Here is a 22,562-nt window from a genome sequence, read left to right as displayed (position 1 = left end):
TCAACTCCCGTTCATCTCTTTGTGTGCGACCCTCCATTTTGCTATAAAAAAGCCAATCATTCGCCGCGCACAAATTTCTGCCATTTCCTTGTCCAACCCGTTTGAGAGGAAGAAGCGGCGAAAATCCAGCTTCAAGCGAAGCTGGGATGCAGGTCGTTTAGGCCAATCGATTTCGGCGTTTCGGCTGTAAAGCGATTCGATCTTTCCAGACCAATTGGCCAGTAGATCGTCGGGAAAGTCAGCGTTGTTGCCCAACGTTTGACGCAAAATCTTTGAAATGAGCTCGGGATTCTCCCCGTCCTCCGCCGCTACGGCCGCCGGGTCGACTCTCTTTTCAAGTTCTGCCTTTTGAGCTGCCGCAGCCGCTGCCGCGTCCCGCCGTTCTTCCGCGATCAGCCGACTAAGCCAGTCGTTGCTGTATTTCGATGCGCCGCCCGGATCGGGAAACAGGTTGGCGTGGTGGATATTCATCTTGCGCAGCGTGTTGAGGCATTCCACGCGGTTTTCGTTCGGCACGTGGATCTTGCTGATATAGCGGGCCACGTCCATCGGATCGTCGGGGTTGATGACCTCGTTTTCGGCCAGTTCGTTGAGGATGGCGGAAACCAGATTCTCCCTGCCGCTGGGCGTTATAGTGAACAGCCCCGCCTGGTTCACCAGCCGCGCATTTTCGTGGTGCGTGGGTTCAAAGATGATCGTGGACAGGCTTTCATCGGCGCGGATCGCCGCCATGTTCAGGCAGAACACCGCGCGCGACGGATTGTCCTGCCCCGCCACATCCGGCTCATCAAAGGCGAAGAACAGCGCGACATAGGGCGATTTCGTCCAGTCGATCAGCGGAGTGCGCAAGCCGTGGTGCTGGCCAAAGGCCCATAGCTCCTCATCCTCCAGCTTGCTACAGTCCAGCCCGCGCCCGCGCATGGCGAGGCGGAATTGCGCCAGCAGATTGTCCTGATGCTCCTGCGGCACCGATCCGCCATCAAACAGTCGGGCGAGCGTGGAGGACAAGTGCCAGTCATGCCCGGCCTGCCCGCGATAGACCATTTCACCCTTCGCCAGATTATGTTCCGGTGAGCGCATGGCGACGATGAACGCTTCCCAGCTTTCCACCCGGCAGGCCGGAACCAGCCCGTCGATCGCCACATCGCCAATCGCATAGGCGGGGAACAACGGCAGCGAGCGGAAATAGGGCTCGGCCATCAGGCAGCCTCAACCTGCGGCACTACGCGCACCGCGCCGGACATTAGCCGGGGCAGAAGGTAGTCGCGGGTTTCGGCGAGGGTTTGCGTTTCAGCGTTGCTGGCATCTTGCCTCGCCCGCAGCGGTCCGGCGACCTTCTCGAAAGCATCCAGAAGCGCAGCGCCGCCAAAGGCAAACTCCAACCGATAAGCATTTCCGCGATTGAGACCCGGAACGGCTGCATCAGTGTTCATGCCCTCTAAGCCAAGCGTATTGAGCAAGTGCCACGCAAAGTTAAGCGGGATGCCTGCCTTGGGAACGACATAGAACACTGTGTCAATTGCGAAGAAATCGCCCGGCTCCCAATAGAGGCTGCCCACCGTCCCTTTTCGACCAACAATGATGCCAGGACCGCTGACAAGTGCCGTGGAATGCGTCCCGGAGATGCCGCCAGACCCATAAACGGGAAACGGGCCATCTTTCCGGACTGTCTTGGGCAGGGATTTGCCGTAGGCCAGTTCGACGATCCTTTCCACGGTTTGGCGGCTCCACCCCACCGGCAAGCCGTCAGCGCCGAACGCGGCGGGGAAGAGGGCGGCGAGGGTTGCGGCCTGTGCCGGGTCGGTGGTCAGCCCGCCCATGATCGCTTGCGGATCGGTTGCGCCAGCCGCCTTGCGGCGCACAGGGCCGAAATCAACAAACCAGTCCCTAAAAATCGCCCGCGCCATCCCCTCCAGCGTCTCATTTATCCGCCGGTTGAGTTCGATGCGACCGTCAATCGCGGACAGGACTTCGAGAATGCCTTCCCGCGTGTCTTGGTCAGGGTAAGGGACAGGCAGCTTTGCCAAATCACCCAAGTTGAAAGTTGCCTGCACCGTTGTGTTGGCGTGTTGCTTTATGAAGTCCTGCGCGCCCTTGTTGCGAATCGAATATGCGATCCATTCGGCGTGGTGATGGTCAGGCGTGGGGATAAGTCCGACCGCGCGAGCCAAATTCCAGCCGCTGATATTTTTTGGAGCAATGGCCACTTGACCGATACTGCCAACAAGGGTCACGAGGACATCTGATGGCTGAGGGCGTGAGCGGCTGTATTGCCTTTCGATAGCCGGATCGACGGAAAGAACCTCTGACAAATCCAATCCGGTGGCGTTGAAATTATTCACCCGCACAATCGGGACTCCGCCAATGGTCGGCTTGCCCGGCTGGACGATGCCGTAAGCGATTGACCGCTTCGGATCGCACAACTCCTTGAGTGGCTTCGTCGGCCAATCAGTCATCTTCGACCAACCTGCCCAATGCTGTTTCGAGGCGTGCTTCGCTGATCCCTGACGCTTTGAGATGCCCTTGAAGTTGTGTGCGGAACGCGCCGAACCGCTCCTCAAAGGTCACGCCGTCGTCCTCGGCATCTTCCGTCCCGACATAGCGACCCGGCGTCAGCACAAAGCCATGTTTGCGCACCTCTTCGATGGTGGCCGACCGGCAGAAGCCGGGAATGTCCTCATACGCGCCCAGTCCGGCATCGGGCTTGGCCCGCCAGCGGTGATAGGCTCCGGTGATCGCTGCGATGTCGCTGTCCGAAAACTCGCGTCGGGTGCGGTCCACCATATGGCCCAGGTTGCGGGCATCGATGAACAGGAATTCGCCCTTGCGGTGGCGGTGCCCGTTCGCACTCTTGTCGCGCGCCAGAAACCACAGGCAGGCGGGAATCTGGGTGGAATAGAAAAGCTGGCCCGGCAGCGCGACCATGCAATCCACCACGTCCTTTTCGATCATGGTCTTGCGAATCTCGCCTTCGCCCGATTGCTGCGACGACATTGAGCCATTGGCCAGCACCACGCCTGCCGTGCCGCGCGGGGCGAGATGGTGTATGATATGCTGAAGCCATGCAAAATTCGCGTTGCCCGCTGGTGGCTGGCCATATTGCCAGCGCACATCGCCCTCTAGCTGCGGCTGCCACCAGTCCGAGATATTGAACGGCGGGTTAGCCATCGCATAATCGAATTTCAGCGTAGGGAAAGCATCGTTCAGGAACGATCCCTCGTTGTTCCACTTGATGTCCGCATCGATGCCGCGCACGGCAAGGTTCATCTTGCACAGCTTCCACGTGGCGTGGGTGCGCTCCTGCCCATAGATCGCAATATCACTACGGCGGCCCTGATGGTTTTCGATGAAGCGTTCGGACTGCACGAACATGCCCCCAGAGCCGCAGCACGGATCGTAAACCCGACCATTGTGCGGTTCCAGCATCTCAACGATAGTTTGCACGACGGAGCGCGGCGTGAAGAACTCGCCGCCACGCCGCCCTTCGGCCCCGGCAAACTGGCTGATGAAATACTCATAGGCACGGCCCAGCAAATCTTTCGATTTGTGACCGGCACCGTGCATCCCGACCTTGGAAAACAGGTCGATCAATGCGCCCAGCATCGTCTTGTCAAGTTGAGGGCTGCCATAAGCCTTGGGCAGAACATCTTTCAAGACCGCCGCATTGGCGGATTCGATCGAATCCATTGCGTTGTCGATCAGATTGCCAATGTCGCCTTCGCGTTCCTTGCCGGTATTTACATCGGTGAAGGTAATTTTCGGGCGCTTGGCATTGGCCTGCAAATAGGCCCAGCGAGCTTCGGCCGGCACCCAGAACACATTGGCGGCCAAATATTCTTCGGGGTCTTCAGGCTCGGCATATTCCTCTTCGGCGAGTTTAGCGTGGTGCGCATCAAAAGCATCGGAGATATACTTGAGGAAAATGAGGCCAAGCGCGACATGCTTGTAACCCGAAGGCTCAAGACTGCCCCGCAGCATGTCAGCTGACTTGAACAGTTCGGCCTCAAAGCCAAGGTCGCTGCCGCTATTAAATTGTGACGCCATGTAAACTCCCCCGATACTGGCCTAGCCGCGCCCGGCACCCAACGGCAAGCTGGACCTTCGACATTCGGCAACGAGCCAATGTTACCCGCGAGGCGGAGCGCAACGAAGCTGCTCAAAGAGGTATGGCGAAGGTCGGGCCACTTTCCCTACACAAAGCGCCCCACACAGGACCCAAACGGCTTTGCATCCGGAACGCCGTTCGCAAGCCAGCTCCAGGCTCGCCTTGCGGAAGTGGCATAAATTAGGTGGTGCCGCTTACAGGACTCGAACCTGTGACCCCCGCATTACGAATGCGATGCTCTACCAGCTGAGCTAAAGCGGCCCGACGATGGATCTCTCCGGTCGAGGGGGCGGCGCTTAACAGGGGAAATTCGCGCTGACAAGCGCCAACGCGGATTTACGCTCCGTTTACCAAACGCGGTGCACAGCATGGTACCATGACACGGGGAAGTTTTGGCATGACGAGTGCGCGCGAACTTGATGACGGCCAGGCCACCATGCGGGCCGAGGGGAGTGCAGCCACGACCGGTGCCGGCGATGCCGCCGATGCCGGGATCAACGACGTCATGTTCGATCTCGGCGGTGACGAGCGGCGAATGCATGTCCGCGCGTATAACCACTGGGTATCGCTGCTGAAGGGACGCCCCTATCCGACGATCGCCGATCTCGACCCCGGCTCGATCGCCGATTTCGGCCCGCACAGCGTCCTGATGGATTTCAGGACCCCGAACGGCGCAGATCCGCAATGCGGCGGGATGCCGATTACCGACCCCGGAATCGCGTTCCTGGGGACCGCGCTGCGCGAGGAATGCGGGCTGGTCGGGCGGATCGATCTCGATCGCCGACGTACCCAGCCGCTCGCTGCTGTCGCGACTGACCGATCACTATCTGCAAATCATCGCGAATCGCGCACCCGTGGGATTCGAAGCCGAATTCGTCAACAGCCGCGGCCGGACCACGCTGTACCGCGGCATCCTGATGCCGTTCGCCTCGAACGACGAGGGAATCGATTTCCTCTACGGCGTGATCAACTGGAAGGAGCTCGCCGACGCGGGATTGCAGGCGACGCTGGCGGCCGAGCTCGACGCCGCGGTGCGTGCGATGCCGCCGCGCAGCCATGCGGGCCTCGCAGCCTACGCCATGACGGCGCCAGACATGCCGGGGCTTGGCGGTATCTCGGGCGGCACCCAGGGCGGCGCGTCCGTCGGTCATGCGCATGCCACGTCGCCTGGCGTCCCGATCTGGGCGGACGGACCGAGCGCTCAGTTCGACGCCCCGCCCCCGTCGGCGCCGTCATCCGCCGACATCGCCGCCTCGCCGACGCACGCCAGCGCCAGCGCCAGCGCCAGCGCCGTGCTCGCGCATGTCGCGATCGACGGCAAAGCGCTGCCGGCCGGCGTGCGGACCGGTGACGTCGTGCTGCTCGTCGCGCGCGTCGCGCCGGGCGGCGGTTTCGACATCGTCGGCGCGATCACCGATGACCAGCCGCTCATCGCGCGCGCGCTGGAGGCGATCGACAGATAGGGTGTCAGGCGGCAATGCTACGCGCCCGCGGCGGCACCGGGATCCGGGTCCGGACCTGCACATCCCGCACTGCAGCATGCATCTTCGCAGCCGCCACAAGCCTTGAGGTCGATCAACGCCGAGCGCATAGGCTCGCGCATGGCTGATCATTCTTCGACCCTCATCGACCCGCTGACCGAGGCGCTGTCCGCTCGATTGACCGAGCGCGCATTGCCCGGCGAACTCAACGATTTCGGCAAGGCGGAGGCCGGACAGGCCGCCGCCTTCGTCGCCGCCACCGCACGCCAGCGCGGCGATGGGCTGCCCGTGATCGCGCTCGAGCCGATCAGCACGGACGACACGCGACGGCGGATGCGTCTGGCGATCGTCAACGACGACATGCCGTTCCTCGTCGATTCTGATCGCCGCCGCGATCGCCGGGCAGGACATCGCGATCGACCGGATCATCCACCCAGTCGTCCACACCGTTCGCAGCCCCGACGGCGTCCTGCAGTCGATCGGCGATTCGGGTAACGCCGAATCGATGATCTATCTCGAGATGGAACGTGCCGACGCGCGCGATCGTCGCGGGCTGATCGAGGAACTGACGTCGGTGCTCGCCGATGTCCGCGCCGCGGTGAAGGACTGGCGCGCGATGCAGGGCGCGATGGCGACCGACATCGCGCTGCTCCACAGCGACGGCCCCGATGCGGAGGGCGCAGCGCTGCTCCGCTGGTTCCTCGATGGCCATCTGACGCTGCTGGGCCACCAGGTCTGGCATCGTGACGGCAGCGCCGGGGCGGCGCTGGGCATCGCGCGCAACCAGCATGCCGTCCCGATCCTTGCCGAAGCGTCGCGGATGCTCGCGATCGAGTGGTTCGGGGCGGGGAACCTCGCGCCGCTGCTGCTGAAATCGAACCTCATCTCGACCGTCCACCGCGCGGTGCCGCTCGACCTCGTCGTCGTGCCGGTGATGGAAGGCGACCGGATCGGCGGACTGTCGATCTATAGCGGGTTGTGGACCAGCGCGGCGCTGGCGGCGATGCCGCGCGACGTGCCCGTGCTCCGCACGCGGCTCGCCGCGATGAAGGCGAAGTTCGGGTTCGATCCGCGCGGCCATGCCGGCAAGGCGCTGACGCATGCGTTGACCGCGCTCCCGCACGACCTCGTCGTCGCCTTTCCCCCGATGCGCTCGAGGACCTCGCGCTGACCGCGATGAGCCTCGCGGATCGCCCGCGCCCGGCGCTCGTGCTGGTCGAATCGGCGCTCGGCCGCCATCTGTTCGGGTTCGTCTGGCTGCCGCGTGACGACGTCACGACCGGGCGCCGCGTGGCGATCGGCGACATGCTCGCCGAGGCCGCCAATGCGAGCATCCTCAACTGGTCGATCGCGCTCGAGGATGGCGAGGTGGCGATGCTGCGCTATACGCTCGACCTGCGCGGCGACGGCCGGATGCCCGATGTCGCGCCGCTCGCGCTGCGGCTTCAGCGGATGGTCCGCGGCTGGGTGTCCGACGTCGAGGCGGCCCTGGTCGAGACGTTGCCACCGCCGCGCGCCGCGCGCCTCGCGCTGCGCTGGGCCGCCGCCTTCCCGCAGAATTACCGCAACGTCAGCACCGCGGCCGATGCCGCCGCGGACATCCAGCGGCTTGCCGCGCTCGACAATCCGGGATCGCGCGGCGTCCGCCTGATCGAGAGCGCGCCCGGCGAAGATCGCCAGCTCAAGATCTACCGTCTCGGCGGTGCGCTCAAGCTGTCCGATGCGGTGCCGGTGCTCGAGAATTTCGGCTTCCGCGTGATCGGCGAGCTGCCGACGCGGCTGCGCGAGGACAGCGATCCGTTCGTCCACGACTTCGTGCTTGAGGCGAATGACGACGCCTCGCACACCGACGCGGCGACGCTCGAGCGCGCCATTGCGGCGGTGCTCGAGGGCGCGGCCGAGAACGACGCGTTCAACCGCCTGATCGTCGAGGTCGGCATGAGCCCGCAGGCGGTCGTGCTGTTCCGCGCGTGGTTCCGCTATCTGCGCCAGGCGGGGCTGCCCTACGGCCTGACCACCGTGGTCGACGCGCTGCGCCGCGCACCGAAGGTCGCGACCGCGTTGATCGCACGCTTTGCGGCCGCGCATGATCCCGCGAACGACGGCCACCCGGCGGACGCCGACGCCGCGATCGAGGCCGGGCTCGATGCGGTCACCGCGATCGACGACGATCGCATCCTGCGCGCCTATCACAGCCTGGTCGGCGCGACGCTGCGCACCAACGCCTTCACGCCTGCCGCCGCCGAGGCGCTCGCGTTCAAGCTCGACAGCCACCTGATCCCCGGCCTCCCCGCGCCCGTGCCATGGCGCGAGATCTGGGTGTACAGCCCGCGGATCGAGGGTATCCATCTGCGCGCCGGCCCGGTCGCGCGCGGCGGGCTGCGCTGGTCCGACCGGCGCGACGATTTCCGCACCGAGATCCTCGGGCTGATGAAGGCGCAGCGCGTCAAGAACGCGGTCATCGTGCCGACCGGCGCGAAGGGCGGCTTCTATCCCAAACAGCTCCCTGCCCCGTCGAACCGCGACGCGTGGCTGGCGGAGGGCACCGAGAGCTACCGGATCTTCATCCGCACCCTGCTGTCGATCACCGACAACATCGTCGAGGGCAAGGTCGTGCATCCGGCGGGCGTCGCGATCCTCGATGGCGAGGATCCCTATTTCGTGGTCGCCGCGGACAAGGGGACCGCGACGTTCAGCGACGTCGCCAACGCGCTCGCGCTCGACCGCGATTTCTGGCTCGGCGACGCGTTCGCGAGCGGCGGGTCGGTCGGCTATGACCACAAGGCGATGGGGATCACCGCCAAGGGCGCCTGGGTCTCGGTCCAGCGGCACTTCGCCGAGCGCGGCATCGACGTGCAGAGCGATCCGATCACCGTCGTCGGCTGCGGCGACATGTCGGGCGACGTGTTCGGCAACGGCATGCTGCTGTCGAAATCGCTCAAGATCGTCGCGGCGTTCGACCATCGCCACATCTTCATCGACCCGGACCCCGATCCCGCGGCGAGCTGGGACGAGCGCGCGCGGATGTTCGCGCTCCCCCGCTCGAGCTGGGCGGACTATGACACCGCGCTGATCTCGGAGGGCGGCGGCGTCCACGCGCGCACCGCCAAGGTCATCAAGCTGTCGAAACAGGCGCAGGCCGTGCTCGGGATCACGCTCGACGAGATCGAGCCCGGCGCGCTGATCTCCGCGATCCTCAAGGCGCCTGCCGATCTGCTGTGGTTCGGCGGCATCGGCACCTATGTGAAGGCGGCGGCGGAGAACAACGTCCAGGTCGGCGACCCCGCCAACGACCGTCTGCGCGTCAATGCCGAGGATCTGCGCGTCACCGCGATCGGCGAAGGCGCCAATCTCGGCGTCACGCAGGCCGCGCGCATCGCGTTCGCCGAGCGCGGCGGGCGGATCAACACCGACTTCATCGACAATTCGGCGGGCGTCGACTGCTCGGACAACGAGGTCAACATCAAGATCGCGCTCAACCGCGAGATGATCGAGGGCCGGCTCGACTACGAGACGCGCAACACGCTGCTCGCGAGCATGACCGACGACGTCGCGCATCTCGTGCTCGAGGACAATCGTCTCCAGACGCTCGCGCTGTCGATCGCCGAGGGCGCGGGTGCTGCCGCGATCGGCGTCGGCCCCGCGGGTGGCATCGCCGCGACCGGCGGCGGTGGCCCCGCGTCGATGCCGAGCTATGTCCGCGTCATCGAGATCTTCGAGGCCGATGGCCGGCTCGATCGGGCGGTCGAGGGGCTGGGCTCGAACGACGACCTGCTGCGTCGCGGGCTCGACGGGCACGGCCTGACGCGTCCCGAGCTCGCCGTGCTACTCGCGACCGCCAAGCTCGCGCTGCAGGATTCGATCGAGCAGAGCGGTCTGGGCGACGATCCGGCGTTGCTCCCCGATCTGTATGCCGCGTTCCCCAAGGCAATGCGCGACACGTTCGCGCAGGCGATCGAGGAGCACCGGCTGCGCGGCGAGATCGTCGCGACGAAACTGGCCAATCGCATCGTCAACCGCCTCGGCGTGCTCCACCCGTTCGAGCTTGCCGAAGAGGAAGGCGCGGCGATGGGCGACATCGCGGCGATGTTCGTGGTCGCCGAACGGTTGTTCGACCTGCCCGCGCTGTGGACGGACATCGAACGGCGATCGATGCCCGAGGCCGCGCGGATCGCGCTGTTCGACGAGGTCGCGGTCGCGACCCGGTCGCAGATCGCCGATCTGCTCCGCGTGTCGGCTCCGGGGACGATGCCGGGCACGGTGCTCGACCGCCTCGGCAAGGGCATCCATCATCTCGACGGGCAGACCAAGGCGCTGCTGCTCGAGGAGGCCAGCGCGCAGAGCGGACGGATCGCCGCGCAGCTCGAGGCGGCCGGCGCGCCGCATGATCTCGCATTGGCCGTCGTCCGGCTGTTCGAGCTCGATGGTGCGGTCGGGCTTGCCGATCTGGGTGAGCGGCTGTCGCTCGACGAGGCGGTGCTGACGCGCGCGTTCACGCATCTCGGCCAGGCGCTCGGTCTCGACTGGGCGCAGGCGAATGCCGCGCGGATCACGCCGAGCGATCCGTGGGAACGCCTGCTGATCGCGGGGCTTGCCCGCGATTTCCAGCAGCTGCGCCTCGAATTCCTCGCCCGGTGCGGCGCGAAGGACCCGCAGGGCGCGGTCGATACGTGGCTCGCCGCCAATGCCCCGCGCATCACGCAGTTCAGGGCGGTGATCGACCGCGCGCGTCATGCCGCGGTACCGAATGCGGCGATGCTTGCGCAGATCGCCGGTCAGGCGCGCGTCCTGCTCGGGCGATAAGCGGACAGGCGACACCGCCGGGCGGAACTCCGCGCCTGCCCGGCGGTTCGTCACACTCTTCCCGCCAATCGCATACGCAGCGGTTGAGTAACGCCCCGCGCTTGGCCTAGAGCTACCGGGAACACGAGGCCAATATGACCGATATTCCCAATACCCAGCCCGACAGCCGCGAAACCACGATCCTCGACGCCCCCGACCGCATGGTGAAGGTGCGCGAGATGTTCGGCATCGATTCGGACATGGAGGTGCCCGCCTTCTCCGAAGCCGACGAACGCGTCCCCGATCTTGATCCCGCCTATGTCTTCGATGCGGACACGACGCTCGCGGTCCTCGCGGGCTTTGCGCACAACCGCCGCGTGATGGTCCAGGGCTATCATGGCACCGGCAAGTCGACGCATATCGAACAGGTCGCGGCACGCCTCAAATGGCCGTGCATCCGCATCAACCTCGACGCGCATATCAGCCGCATCGACCTGATCGGCCGCGACGCGATCGTCCTCAAGGACGGCCAGCAGATCACCGAGTTCCGCGAAGGCCTGCTCCCCTGGGCGCTGCAGACCCCGACCGCGCTCGTGTTCGACGAATATGACGCAGGGCGTCCCGACGTGATGTTCGTGATCCAGCGCGTGCTCGAGACCGAGGGCAAGCTGACCTTGCTCGACCAGAACCGCGTGATCCGCCCGAACCCGTGGTTCCGCCTGTTCGCGACCGCCAACACGGTCGGCCTCGGCGACACCAGCGGGCTGTATCACGGCACGCAGCAGATCAACCAGGGTCAGATGGACCGCTGGAACATCGTCGTCACGCTCAACTACCTCCCCGCCAAGGTCGAGGCGCAGATCGTGCTCGCCAAGTCGGGCGAATATGACAAGCCCGACGGCAAGAAGGTCGTCGAGAACATGGTCCGCGTTGCCGACATGACGCGCAAGGGCTTCGTTAACGGCGACATCTCGACCGTGATGAGCCCGCGTACCGTCATTACCTGGGCGCAGAACGCGCTGATCTTCGGTGACGTCGGCTTCGCGTTCCGCCTCTCGTTCCTCAACAAGTGCGACGAGGCCGAGCGGCCGCTGGTGGCGGAATATTACCAGCGCGTGTTCGGCAAGGACCTGCCCGAGAGCGTGGTGGGGAAGGCCTGAGGCCTTGGCGAACGAAACGCCTCTCGACCGGTTCAAGGCGGTTCTCGCCGGGACCGCGCGCGCGATTGCGGAGGAGCCCGAGGTCGAGCTCGCCTTCACCGCGGACGCGCCCGCGCAATCGGGCAAGCACATCAAGGTACCGATGCCCGCGCGTGCGCTGCCGCCCGAGCAGGTCGCGGAAGCGCGCGGGTTCGCCGACGGGTTCGCGCTGCAGCTGAAGCATCACGACATCGCGCTGCACACCCGTGCCGCGCCGGTCGAGGCGGTCGCGCGTGCGGTGTTCGATGCGGTCGAGACCGCACGTGTCGAGGCGCTGGGGTCGCGCGGCTATGCCGGGATCAGCGACAATCTCGCGATGGCGCTCGACGTGCGGCTGCGCGCCGATCCGATCACGCGCGCGCGCAACCGTGACGAGGTGCCGCTGTCGACCGCGCTCGGGCTGATGGTGCGCGAGCGGCTGACCGGGCAGGAATCGCCCGCGATCGCCGCCCCCGGCCTTGCACTGGTTCGCGACTGGATCGAGCAGAAGACCGATCTCGACGCGCTCGCCTATGCGATCGACGACCAGAAGACGTTCCAGGGCCTTGCGCGCAAGATGCTCGAGGAGCTTGAGCTGGTCGAGGGACAGCAGGTCCCCGAAGACAGCGACGAAGACGGCTCCGAGGACGAGGGCACCGACGAGCAGCAGCAGGACGAGGGCGACGAAGGCGACGACCAGGGCGAGGACGGCCAGGGCGAAGTCGAGGCGCGCGGCGAACAGTCCGAGCAGCAGAACGAGGAGAGCGACGGCCAGGAGCAGAGCGACGAGTCGATGGACGACATCGACGGCGAGCCCGGCGATGACGGCGAGGAGGGCATGCAGCCCGTCCGCCCCAACCGGCCCTTCGCCGACATGGGCACCGCGTTCGACTACAAGCCGTGGACGACGCAGTTCGACGAGGTCATCGCCGCGACCGAGCTGTGCGACGCCGAGGAACTGGCACGACTGCGCGGCTATCTCGACCAGCAGCTCGTCCATCTCCAGTCCGCGGTCTCGAAGCTCGCCAACCGGCTGCAGCGCCGCCTGATGGCGCAGCAGTCGCGCTCGTGGGATTTCGACCAGGAGGAAGGCATTCTTGATGCCGCGCGGCTCGCCCGCGTGATCGTCAACCCGACGCTGTCGCTGAGCTACAAGGCCGAGCGCGAGACCGATTTCCGCGACACCGTCGTCACGCTGCTGATCGACAATTCGGGATCGATGCGCGGCCGCCCGATCTCGATCGCCGCGATCAGCGCGGACATCCTCGCGCGTACGCTCGAGCGCTGCGGCGTGAAGACCGAGATTCTCGGCTTCACGACGCGCGCCTGGAAGGGCGGCCAGTCGCGCGAGACGTGGCTGGCCGCGGGGCGTCCGCCGCAGCCGGGCCGGCTCAACGACATCCGCCACATCGTCTACAAGCGCGCCGACGAACCATGGCGCCGCGCACGCAACTCGCTCGGGCTGATGATGCGCGAGGGGTTGCTGAAGGAGAATATCGACGGCGAGGCGCTGATGTGGGCGCATGCCCGGCTCGTCGCGCGGCCCGAGGAACGCCGCATCCTGATGGTGATCAGCGACGGCGCGCCGGTCGACGATTCGACGCTCAGCGTGAATTCGGGCTCGTATCTCGAACGCCATCTGCGTCAGGTGATCGGCTGGATCGAGACCAAGTCGCCGGTCGAACTCGTCGCGATCGGGATCGGCCACGACGTGACGCGCTATTATGCGCGTGCGGTCACGATCATGGACGTCGAGCAACTCGGCGGCACGATCATCGAACAGCTCGCCTCGCTTTTCGATACCGAGTGAGGCGGGCGTGATCGCCGCGCCGCGCGACGGGTTTCATGGTCCCGTGAAGCGGTCGATCACGATCGCGGGCCACCAGACTTCGATCAGCCTCGAGCCGATCTTCTGGCAGGCGCTCGAAACCGCCGCGCGCGGGGCAGCGCTCCCGCTGTCGGCACTGGTCGCGGAAATCGATGCGATCCGGATCAAGGGCGACGATCCGCCCAACCTCGCGAGCGCGCTGCGGACGTGGCTGCTCGCGCATCATCGACCGGATCGCGACGCGTCGCAATGATCGCATCGCCTGCCACTGTGCGTCGTGTCGCGTCGCTGGCGGCGGGCGCGCTGTTGACCAGCCCGGTATCGGCCACGCCGACGCGCGACGCTTTCGCATCGATCCCCAACGTCACGATCGCGCCCTATCTCGTCGAGGGTGACGATGCGCTGGCTGTCCGCCGGTCGATCGATGCCAGGCGACCGACCGATGCGCATGACGGCACGCGCGTCGACGCGGTCAGCAGCTGGGACATGCGCTGGAGCTGGCCGCGCACGCGCGGCGGCGGGTGCGATCTCCGCAGGGCGACGATCCGCTACACCGCCACCGTGCGGCTACCGCGTCTCGCGGGGACGGCGCGCCTGACCCCGGCCGAACGCACCGCCTGGGACCGTTATCTCGCGGCGCTCATGGTGCACGAGGCGGGGCACGTCGCCTATACCTATGACCGCCGGAGCGACGTGCTCGCGGCAATCCGCAGCGCGACGTGCGCGACCGCGGATCGTGCGGCCCGCGCGGCGCTGGCGGCGATCGACGCCTATCACATCGCCTATGACCGCGAGACCGGGCACGGCGCGACGCAGGGCGCCAGTTTCCCCTCACCCCGCGCGGCAGGCCACCGGAGGCATGTCGCCGAAATCACGCGAACGCCGCCGCCCCCTTCAGATGCTGATACGCCGCAATGACCTTCTGCAGCTCCGATTCATGCGCGCGGTCGCCGCCGTTGCGATCGGGATGATAGCGCCGCACGAGCTCGCTGTAGCGTTTGCGCAGTGCCGTCCGGTCGGTGTCGGTCCCGAGCCCCAGCACGCGCAGCGACCGCCGCTCGCCATCGGACAGCACGCGGCCGTCCTTGCGCGCGCCCCCGAAACCCTGCGCCACCCGCTCGCCGAAGCGCGCGCCGATCGCATCGATCGGGTCCGCGAAGTCCGCCCATTTCGGCGGCGTGTCGCCGCCGCCATGCGCGAACGCGCGCGTCTCGCGCTCCCAGCCCGCCATCGGTCGCTGCGCATGATGGATCTCGTCCGCGGTCATCCCGTCGAAATAATTATAGCCCGCATTGAACGCACGGACATGCTCGAGGCAGAACCAGCGGAACTGTGGCGGCCCGCCATCACTGGGGCCCTCCAGCGGTGGCGCGCGGAATTCGCCCGGCTCGGCACAGCCCGGCCACATGCAGACGCGCCCCGTCCCTTCCACGCGGCCGTGAAACCGCGGGCTTGGGCGCTCCTTCCGGGCCTTGCGCCCGTCATCATGTCGATCGTCGTCCGCCACCGGCTCCCCGCGCTTCCAAAACGGGCTATATAGGGCGCATGACAGACCTCGCCACCGGCTCCGTTCAGGACCAGATCACCGCGCGCCTCACCACCGCGCTCAACCCCACGCAGCTGACCGTCGTCAACGAGAGCGGACTCCACGCCGGCCACATGGGCGACGACGGCACGGGCGAGACGCATTTCCGCGTCGAAGTGGAAACGCCGAAGTTCGAAGGACTTAATCGTGTCGCGCGGCAGCGGCTCGTGAACCACGCGCTCGCCGATCTGTTGAGCACGCAGATCCACGCGCTCGCCATCAAGGCCCGCGCTCCCGGGGAGCTCTGATGTCCTATATCTTGTGGTACTGGCCTTCGCTTCAGGGGCGCGGCGAGTTCGTCCGCCTCGCGCTCGAAGCCGCCGGCATCCCCTATGACGACCGCGCGCGCCAGGTCGGCGAGGACGGGCTGATGGCGGACCTCAACGACCGCACCGGCCGCACCCCGTTCGCGCCGCCCTATCTCGAGCTGGCCGGCGCTGGAGAGGGGGCTGGTGATCGCGCAGGTCGCGAACATCCTGATGTATCTCGGCGAACGGCATTCGATCGCGCCGTCGACGATGGCCGACCGGCTGTGGCTCAACCAGTTGCAGTTGACGATCGCGGATCTGGTGGCGGAGGTCCACAACGTCCATCATCCGGTCGCGATGATGGACTATTATGACGACCAGAAGCCCGAGGCCGCGCGCGCCGCCAGGCAGTTCCGCGAGGAGCGCCTGCCGAAGTTCCTCGGCCATTTCGAGGATGCGGCACAGGCCAATCCGGGCGAGTGGCTGATCGACCATGCATGGAGCTATGCCGACACCTCGCTGTTCCAGATCGTCGAGGGGCTGCGCTACATGTTCCCGCAGCGGATGAGGACGCTCGAACCCGATTATCCCAACCTCGTCCGCATCCGCGACCAGGTCGCCGCGCTGCCGGGCATCAAGGCGTATCTGAAGAGCGACCGCCGGATCGCGTTCAACACCGACGGCATCTTTCGCCACTATCCCGAACTCGACGCCGCATGAGCCGGTTTCGATCCTCCCCGCCAGGGGGAGGTGGATCGCGCAGCGAGACGGAGGGGGCGGCAAGCGATGACCGCCGTTCCGTGTCCGCCCCCTCCGTCGCCTTCGGCGCCACCTCCCCCTAGCGGGGGAGGATCAGGCCGCACCCCGCGCCCCGCCGCGCGCATCCTGCTTGTCGACGCGCAGGACCGCGTGCTGATGTTCCGCTTCACCCCCGACGATCGCCCGCCGCTCTGGTGCACGCCGGGCGGCGCGGTCGATCCGGGGAGAGCTACGCCACCGCTGCGCGTCGTGAATTGTGGGAAGAGGTCGGGCTCGACATGGATTGCGGCCCCGAGGTCGCGCGCCGCGTCGTCGACTTCCGCACGTTCGAAGGCGTCGAGGTCACCGCCGACGAACGCTATTTCCGCGTCGATGTCGAGACGTGCGACGTGGCGGCGGGCGGGCTCACCGATCAGGAGCGCAAGCTGCTCGTCGGTCACCGCTGGTTTTCCCGAAACGAGATCGCGGGGCATGACGAACTCCTCTATCCAGCAGACCTCGTCGAACTCCTCGACGCCACGGAGACACGCCATGCTGGATGATTTCGTCCTCCAGACCATCCTCCCCTCGACGCACGATCTGGGCGGCTTCAAGGTCCACCGCACGCTGCCGAACAAGGAACGGACGATGGTCGGCCCGTTCCTGTTCTTCGACCAGATGGGCCCCGCGCATCTCGAGGTCGGTACGGGCATCGACGTGCGACCGCATCCGCACATCAACCTGTCGACCGTCACCTATCTGTTCGACGGCGCGATCGACCACCGTGACTCGCTTGGTACGCAGGCGCGGATCGAGCCCGGCGCGGTCAATCTGATGACCGCGGGCCACGGCATCGTCCATTCCGAACGCTCGCCCGGCGACGAGCGCGCGGGAGGGCCCAATCTGTCGGGTATCCAGACCTGGCTGGCGCTGCCCGAGGCGGTCGAGGAGATCGACCCCGCGTTCGAACACGTCACCAAGGCACAGCTGCCGGTGATCGAGGCGCACGGCGCGCGCTCGCGGATCATCATGGGCAGCCTCTGGGGCCAGACCGCGCCGACCACGACCTATTCGGGGACGATCTACGCCGACATCGCGCTCGATCCGGGTGCGAGCGTGCCGATCGACGCGGCCGCCGAGGAACGCGCGATCTACCTCGCGATGGGCGAGGCGACGCTCGAGGGCGTCAAGCTCGAGCCGCAGGTGCTCTACGTGCTGCGCCCGGGCATCGCGGCGACGCTCCGCTCGGCGACCGGCGGCCGCGCGATGCTGTGCGGCGGCGATGCGTTCACGACGCCGCGCCACGTCTGGTGGAACTTCGTCAGCTCGAACCGCGACCGCATCGAACAGGCGAAACGCGACTGGAATGCGGGCAATTTCCCCAAGGTGCCCGGCGACGAGAAGGAATGGATCGAGATCCCCGCGATCCCGAAGACGGTCAGCTACCCCTGACCCCAGAAAATCCTCCCCCGCCAGGGGGAGGTGGATCGCGCAGCGAGACGGAGGGGGAGGACACGGAACAGGTGTTTCCCTTCCCTCCCCCTCCGACGCCTTCGGCGCCACCTCCCCCTGGCGGGGGAGGATCGCGAGCGGCCCTTGTCGAGACCCCCGCTCTACCGCACACTCCTGAAACTGGCGCAGACCATGTCGGCCCCCGGACCCCGTCCAGGGCCGACGAGCGGGAGAGAGAAGACATGACCGAGCTGCAGAGCCTCCGACTATCCACCGGCGTCGACCTCGACGTCGCGATCAGCGGCGACAGGGCGAATCCGCCCGTCATCCTGCTTCACGGCTTTCCCGAATCGCACCGCACCTGGCGCCACATCGCCCCCGACCTCGCGCGCGACCATTATGTCATCGCACCCGACCAGCGGGGCTTCGCGCGCTCGTCGAAACCCCAGGGCGTCGCGAGCTACACCCCCGACAAGATCGTCGCCGACCTGCTCGCGCTCGCCGATCACCTCAAGATCGACCGGTTCACGCTGGTCGGCCACGACTGGGGCGGCGCAATCGCGTGGATGGCCGCGCTCCAGCATCCCGACCGGATCGAGCGGCTGGTGATCGTCAACGCCCCCCACCCGCTCGTCTTCCAGCGGACGATCTTCGACGACCCCGATCAGCGCAAGGCGAGCCAGTATATCCGCCGCTTCCGCGACACGAGCATCGACCAGGGCCTGACCGGCGCGGGCCTCGAGAAATTCCTCGGCTCGACGTTCGCGCATCATGTGACGCACGCGATCGCGGGCGAGGACAAGGCCGCCTATCTCGACGAATGGTCGCAGCCGGGCGCGATGACCGCGATGCTCAACTGGTACCGCGCCAGCCCGATCGTCGTCCCCGCGATGGACGAGACCCCGCCGCGCCCCGCCTTTCTCGACGCGCCCTTCCCGCCGATGCGGATGCCGGTGGTGGTGATCTGGGGCATGCGCGACGCCGCGCTGCTGCCAAGCCAGCTCGACCTTGCCGACCATGTGCCCGAGCTGACGATCGAAAAGATCGATGCGGGGCATTTCGTCCCCTGGGAAAAACCCGAAGCGGTGATCGCGGCGATGCGCCGCTGGGGCATCTGATAAGCCCCCTCGTCATCCTGACGAAAGTCAGGACCCAGAGCCACCAGCGCCGTCGTCAGTAACCCTGGATCCTGACTTTCGTCAGGATGACGGAAGCGGTGGAACGCTTTCCCGCCACCTGTCTGCTTCCTGACCAGCACATTCTGAAAGCGTTCAGCGGCGCGGGAGCAAATCCCCTGTCATGCCGTTTGGTACGGCGTCGAAGACAGGAGAGCAGTCATGCGTAAGATGATCCTCGCGGCGGTTGCCGCCGCCACCTTGGTTCCCACGTTCGCCACCGCGCAGAGCTATGGCGAAGCCCGCCGCAGCGACCGCGAAGTCCGCCAGAGCCAGCGCGAACTCCAGCAGGCACGCCGTTTCGGCGACCGCGGCGACGTCCGCGATGCCCGCCGCGAGCTGCGCGAAGACCGGCAGGAGCGCCGCGAGGACTGGCGCGACTATCGCCGCAGCCACGCCAACGTCTATCGCCGCCCCGCCTATGTCGGCCCGCGCGGCTATCGCTATCGCCCGGTCAACGTCGGTTATCAGTTCGCACCGAGCTATTACGGCCGTCAGTACTGGATCAACGATTATCAGACGTACCGCCTGCCCCGTCCGGGCTATGGCTATCAGCGCTGGGTCCGCTACGGCCGCGACGTCGTCCTGGTCGACACGCGCAACGGCCGCGTTGCACAGGTCAACAACGGCTTCTTCTACTGAGCAGCCACGACGGCCCGGGAGCAATCCCGGGCCGTTCCCTTATTCATACGCCCCACGCCGCATGACGTAATCACGCGTCTCATAGGGCGGCGGCAGTGCCTCGACCCAGGCGCCATGCGCATGCGTCAGCGCCACCAGTTCCATCCCCGCCGCGCCCGGCCAGCCCTGTACGCGGACCTCGTGCCGGTGGAGGTCGCGATTGGGCTCCATCATCACCCAGCCAAGCGGCCGCTCGACCGTCGCCCGCTCGCCCGCCGCCGCCATCGCCGCGCGAATCCGCGCACGCCCCGCGGGCGGCAGATATTGCCACACCACCGAATGCATCAGCACGCGCGTGACGCCCGCCGCCTGTGGCTCGGCCAGCCGCGCCTCGACCCAGTCGGCCGCATCGCCGCGGACCAGATCGACGCCGCGCTCGCGCACCATCGAAATCGCCGCGGCGAGTCGCGCCTGCCGCTCGGCCGCATCGACCCAGACATAGGCCTCCAGCCGCATCGCCGCCTTGGGTGCCGCGAGATCGACCGGCTGGATATCGACGCCGCGTGTCGAGCGGATTACGACCCGCGCACCGGGCGCCGCGACACCGCGCCACTCTGGCCGGATCGTCACCGGCGACTCGTCCGGCCCCGCCATCGCCCCGCCAAGATCGAACCGATAGCGATCGATCAGCAGGTTCAGCCCCGCGCTCGATCCGATCTCGAGCACCTCGAACGCCGGTCCGTAGCGCGCCGCCAGCTGCAACAGCCCGGTCATCAGCCCTGCGGACCGCCCCGCCTCGTTCGTCTGCGGCGGCCCGTCGAGCCACGGCAGCAACACCGCGTCCTGCGTCCGCAGCGTCGCGCGCAGGATCGCGATCACGCGTGCGGGATCGGTCTCCGCGCCTGAAAATACCGTCGACAGCGGCGGATCGATGCCCGCGCGGTGCAGCGCATGCAGCCCGCCAACCAGCCGCAACGCGAGCGCATCCGCCACGGGTTCGCCCGGCCAGTCGAGCACCCGGCGCCCCGTCGCGCTCTCGCGATCGACCGCTTCGACCAGCGCGGTGCAGACGCGCGCGGTGGTCGGTGCCGCCATCGCGCGGCAATAGTCCGCCTGGATGCGGAAGGAGTCGCGGTTCGCAGTCTCGTCGGCCATGCGCAGGTTGTTGCACCCGCCAAGCGCCACCCGTAAAGCCCGGCGCGTGCCAGACTCCCAGATCATCATCGCCGTCCCCAAGGGACGCATCCTCGCCGAGGCTTTGCCGCTGCTCGCCCGTGCCGGCATCCATCCCGAGGCGGCGTTTTCGGACGGGGACAGCCGCGCGCTCCGCTTCGCGACGAACGATCCCGACATCTCGCTGATCCGCGTCCGCGCGTTCGACGTCGCGACCTTCGTCGCGCACGGTGCGGCACAGCTCGGCATCGTCGGGTCGGACGTGATCGCGGAATTCGGCTATTCCGAGCTCTACGCACCCGTCGATCTCGGCATCGGCCATTGCCGGCTGTCGGTCGCCGAACCCACCGCGATGGCGGCCAAGGACGATCCGCGCGGCTGGAGCCATGTCCGCGTCGCGACCAAATACCCGCACGTCACCGCCGCGCACTTCGCCGCCCGCGGCGTCCAGGCCGAATGCGTCAAGCTGAACGGCGCGATGGAGCTCGCGCCCACGCTCGGCCTCGCCCCGCGCATCGTCGACTTGGTCTCGTCGGGCCGTACGCTGAAGGAAAACGGCCTCGTCGAGGTCGAGACGATCATGGAGGTCACCAGCCGCCTGATCGTCAACCGCGCCGCGATGAAGACGCGCGCGCGCGTCGTGCCTCTGGTCGAGGCGTTCCGCCGCGCCGTCGAGCAGGAGCAGGCCGCATGATCCGCCTTGCCACCACCGACGCCGACTTCGCCGAGCGCTTCACCGCGCTCGTCGAGGATCGCCGCGAATCGGACGCAGGCGTCACGCAGGACGTCGCCGCGATCATCGCGTCCGTCCGCCGCGACGGCGAGACCGCGATCCGCGACCTGACGCAGAAGCACGACCGCCATGATCTCGAAGCGACCGGCTGGCAGATCGACGCCGCCGACTGCAAGGCCGCGTTCGACGCGCTCGAGCCCGAGCTGCGCACCGCGCTCGAACTCGCCGCGACGCGGATCCGCGCCTATCACGAGAAGCAGCGGCCGCTCGACAGCGACTCGGTCGATTCGGCGGGTGTCCGGCTCGGCGCGCGGTGGCTGCCGGTCGACGCCGCCGGGATCTACGTCCCCGGTGGCCGTGCGGCCTATCCCTCGTCGCTGCTGATGAACGCGATCCCCGCCAAGGTCGCAGGCGTCGGCCGTCTCGCGATGGTCACCCCGACCCCGGACGGCCAGATCAACCCGCTCGTCCTCGCCGCCGCGCATCTCGCGGGCGTCGACGAGGTCTGGCGCGTCGGTGGCGCACAGGCCGTCGCCGCGCTCGCTTACGGCGCCGGCCGGATCCAACCCGTCGACGTCATCACCGGCCCCGGCAACGCCTGGGTCGCGGAGGCCAAGCGGCAGGTCTACGGCGTCGTCGGCATCGACATGGTCGCGGGCCCCTCCGAGATCGTCGTCGTCGCGGATGCGCTCAACGACCCCGAATGGACCGCCGCCGACCTGCTCAGCCAGGCCGAGCACGACACGACGACGCAGTCGATCCTGTTCACCGACGACGCAGGCTTTGCCGACAAGGTCGCCGCCGCGGTCGACCGCCAGCTCAGCGACCTCGCCACCGAAGCGGTCGCGCGCGTCGCCTGGGATGCGAACGGCGCGATCATCGTCGTCGACACGCTGGCGGACGCGATCCCGCTGGTCGACCGTCTTGCCGCCGAGCATCTCCAACTCGCGATTCCCGATCCGCAGGGTTTCTTCGACCGCATCCGTCACGCAGGCTCGGTGTTCCTCGGTCGCTACACGCCCGAGGCGATCGGCGATTACGTCGCGGGCCCGAACCACGTCCTGCCGACCGGCCGCCGCGCGCGGTTCGCCAGCGGGTTGTCGGTGCTCGACTTCATGAAGCGCACCAGCTTCCTCGCGCTCGACGAAGCCGCTTTGCGCGAACTCGGCCCCGCCACCGTCGCGCTGGCCAATGCGGAGGGCCTCCCCGCCCACGCGAAATCAGTCGCGCTCCGTCTTCGCCTCAACCACTGATTTTGTTCGCGCGGAGGCGCGGAGACGCGGAGGTGTCGCCCTTGCCGCGTAGCGGCCCTCTCATCACAGCCCGGTGATGAGATCAAAGCGGCTGCGCCGCACGCAACACCTCCGCGTCTCCGCGCCTCCGCGCGAACCAATCTTCTTCGACCCCGCGCAGACGAAACGCTAAGGGCTGACACGCAAGCCCCCGCGCGTACAGGCAACCGC

16 protein-coding genes, 1 tRNA gene and 3 pseudogenes are annotated in these 22,562 nt (G+C 67.0%); 14 read left to right on the top strand and 6 right to left on the bottom strand.

Annotation, left to right across the window (positions count from 1 at the left end):
- The 4 genes from QP165_RS13345 to QP165_RS13330 all read right to left on the bottom strand — a co-directional run bounded on the left by QP165_RS13345 (window position 1) and on the right by QP165_RS13330 (window position 4,366).
- Window positions 1–1,200, bottom strand: a complete 1,200-nt coding sequence (locus tag QP165_RS13345) for an FRG domain-containing protein (RefSeq protein ID WP_333996004.1) — start codon at window positions 1,198–1,200, stop codon at window positions 1–3.
- Window positions 1,200–2,456, bottom strand: coding sequence for a restriction endonuclease subunit S (locus QP165_RS13340; RefSeq protein WP_333996003.1), 1,257 nt, complete (start codon window positions 2,454–2,456; stop codon window positions 1,200–1,202). The genes QP165_RS13345 and QP165_RS13340 overlap by 1 nt, the downstream gene beginning before the upstream one ends.
- A complete protein-coding gene (locus QP165_RS13335; RefSeq protein WP_333996002.1) occupies window positions 2,449–4,044 on the bottom strand; it encodes a class I SAM-dependent DNA methyltransferase in 1,596 nt (531 codons plus the stop codon). The genes QP165_RS13340 and QP165_RS13335 overlap by 8 nt, the downstream gene beginning before the upstream one ends.
- A 246-nt stretch (window positions 4,045–4,290) precedes the next feature.
- Window positions 4,291–4,366 (bottom strand) — tRNA-Thr (locus QP165_RS13330).
- A gap of 175 nt (window positions 4,367–4,541) precedes the next feature.
- Here QP165_RS13330 and QP165_RS13325 point away from each other — a divergent pair.
- The 6 genes and pseudogenes from QP165_RS13325 to QP165_RS13300 form a co-directional block, all read left to right on the top strand.
- Window positions 4,542–5,151, top strand: a pseudogene (locus QP165_RS13325) (PAS domain-containing protein); the annotation flags it as partial.
- 555 nt (window positions 5,152–5,706) lie between these two features.
- Window positions 5,707–10,389, top strand: a pseudogene (locus QP165_RS13320) (NAD-glutamate dehydrogenase).
- Window positions 10,390–10,523: 134 nt separating this feature from the next.
- A complete protein-coding gene (gene cobS, locus QP165_RS13315) occupies window positions 10,524–11,528 on the top strand; it encodes a cobaltochelatase subunit CobS (RefSeq protein WP_055874633.1) in 1,005 nt (334 codons plus the stop codon).
- 4 nt (window positions 11,529–11,532) lie between these two features.
- On the top strand, window positions 11,533–13,356 hold the full coding sequence (cobT, locus tag QP165_RS13310) for a cobaltochelatase subunit CobT (protein WP_333996001.1): 1,824 nt from the start codon (window positions 11,533–11,535) through the stop codon (window positions 13,354–13,356).
- A gap of 7 nt (window positions 13,357–13,363) precedes the next feature.
- Window positions 13,364–13,627, top strand: a complete 264-nt coding sequence (locus QP165_RS13305; protein WP_056020145.1) for a ribbon-helix-helix domain-containing protein — start codon at window positions 13,364–13,366, stop codon at window positions 13,625–13,627.
- Window positions 13,624–14,292: a DUF922 domain-containing protein gene (locus QP165_RS13300; RefSeq protein ID WP_333996000.1), complete on the top strand. Its 669-nt coding sequence runs from the start codon at window positions 13,624–13,626 to the stop codon at window positions 14,290–14,292. Before QP165_RS13305 ends, QP165_RS13300 begins: the two co-directional genes overlap by 4 nt.
- Here QP165_RS13300 and QP165_RS13295 read toward each other — a convergent pair.
- Window positions 14,246–14,782, bottom strand: coding sequence for a J domain-containing protein (locus QP165_RS13295; RefSeq protein ID WP_082445926.1), 537 nt, complete (start codon window positions 14,780–14,782; stop codon window positions 14,246–14,248). The genes QP165_RS13300 and QP165_RS13295 overlap by 47 nt on opposite strands.
- Window positions 14,783–14,919: 137 nt before the next feature.
- Between QP165_RS13295 and QP165_RS13290 the strand changes: the two genes are divergently transcribed.
- The 6 genes and pseudogenes from QP165_RS13290 to QP165_RS13265 all read left to right on the top strand — a co-directional run bounded on the left by QP165_RS13290 (window position 14,920) and on the right by QP165_RS13265 (window position 19,214).
- Window positions 14,920–15,207 carry a BolA family protein gene (locus tag QP165_RS13290; RefSeq protein WP_333995999.1) on the top strand — a complete coding sequence of 96 codons (288 nt, stop codon included), beginning with the start codon at window positions 14,920–14,922 and terminating at the stop codon, window positions 15,205–15,207.
- Window positions 15,207–15,927, top strand: a pseudogene (locus QP165_RS13285) (glutathione S-transferase). The gene QP165_RS13290 and the pseudogene QP165_RS13285 overlap by 1 nt, the downstream one beginning before the upstream one ends.
- Before the next feature lie 233 nt (window positions 15,928–16,160).
- Window positions 16,161–16,508, top strand: a complete 348-nt coding sequence (locus tag QP165_RS13280) for an NUDIX domain-containing protein (RefSeq protein ID WP_333995998.1) — start codon at window positions 16,161–16,163, stop codon at window positions 16,506–16,508.
- Window positions 16,498–17,397: a pirin family protein gene (locus QP165_RS13275; protein WP_333995997.1), complete on the top strand. Its 900-nt coding sequence runs from the start codon at window positions 16,498–16,500 to the stop codon at window positions 17,395–17,397. The genes QP165_RS13280 and QP165_RS13275 overlap by 11 nt, the downstream gene beginning before the upstream one ends.
- A gap of 242 nt (window positions 17,398–17,639) precedes the next feature.
- Window positions 17,640–18,515 carry an alpha/beta fold hydrolase gene (locus QP165_RS13270; RefSeq protein WP_333995996.1) on the top strand — a complete coding sequence of 292 codons (876 nt, stop codon included), beginning with the start codon at window positions 17,640–17,642 and terminating at the stop codon, window positions 18,513–18,515.
- 219 nt (window positions 18,516–18,734) lie between these two features.
- Window positions 18,735–19,214 carry an RcnB family protein gene (locus QP165_RS13265; RefSeq protein WP_056020119.1) on the top strand — a complete coding sequence of 160 codons (480 nt, stop codon included), beginning with the start codon at window positions 18,735–18,737 and terminating at the stop codon, window positions 19,212–19,214.
- Between the two features lie 39 nt (window positions 19,215–19,253).
- Here QP165_RS13265 and QP165_RS13260 read toward each other — a convergent pair whose 3' ends face one another.
- Window positions 19,254–20,348 carry a DUF2332 domain-containing protein gene (locus QP165_RS13260; protein WP_333995995.1) on the bottom strand — a complete coding sequence of 365 codons (1,095 nt, stop codon included), beginning with the start codon at window positions 20,346–20,348 and terminating at the stop codon, window positions 19,254–19,256.
- Between the two features lie 46 nt (window positions 20,349–20,394).
- On the opposite strand from QP165_RS13260, the gene hisG reads away from it, so the two are divergent.
- On the top strand, window positions 20,395–21,060 hold the full coding sequence (gene hisG, locus QP165_RS13255) for an ATP phosphoribosyltransferase (RefSeq protein ID WP_333995994.1): 666 nt from the start codon (window positions 20,395–20,397) through the stop codon (window positions 21,058–21,060).
- A complete protein-coding gene (hisD, locus tag QP165_RS13250; protein ID WP_333995993.1) occupies window positions 21,057–22,352 on the top strand; it encodes a histidinol dehydrogenase in 1,296 nt (431 codons plus the stop codon). Before hisG ends, hisD begins: the two co-directional genes overlap by 4 nt.
- The last annotated feature ends 210 nt before the right edge of the window (window positions 22,353–22,562 follow it).

Origin of the sequence: Sphingomonas sp. 22R3R2A-7, from assembly GCF_036856055.1 — a bacterium.
Taxonomy (GTDB): domain Bacteria; phylum Pseudomonadota; class Alphaproteobacteria; order Sphingomonadales; family Sphingomonadaceae; genus Sphingomonas.
This window is presented reverse-complemented; position numbering and strand designations above follow the sequence as displayed.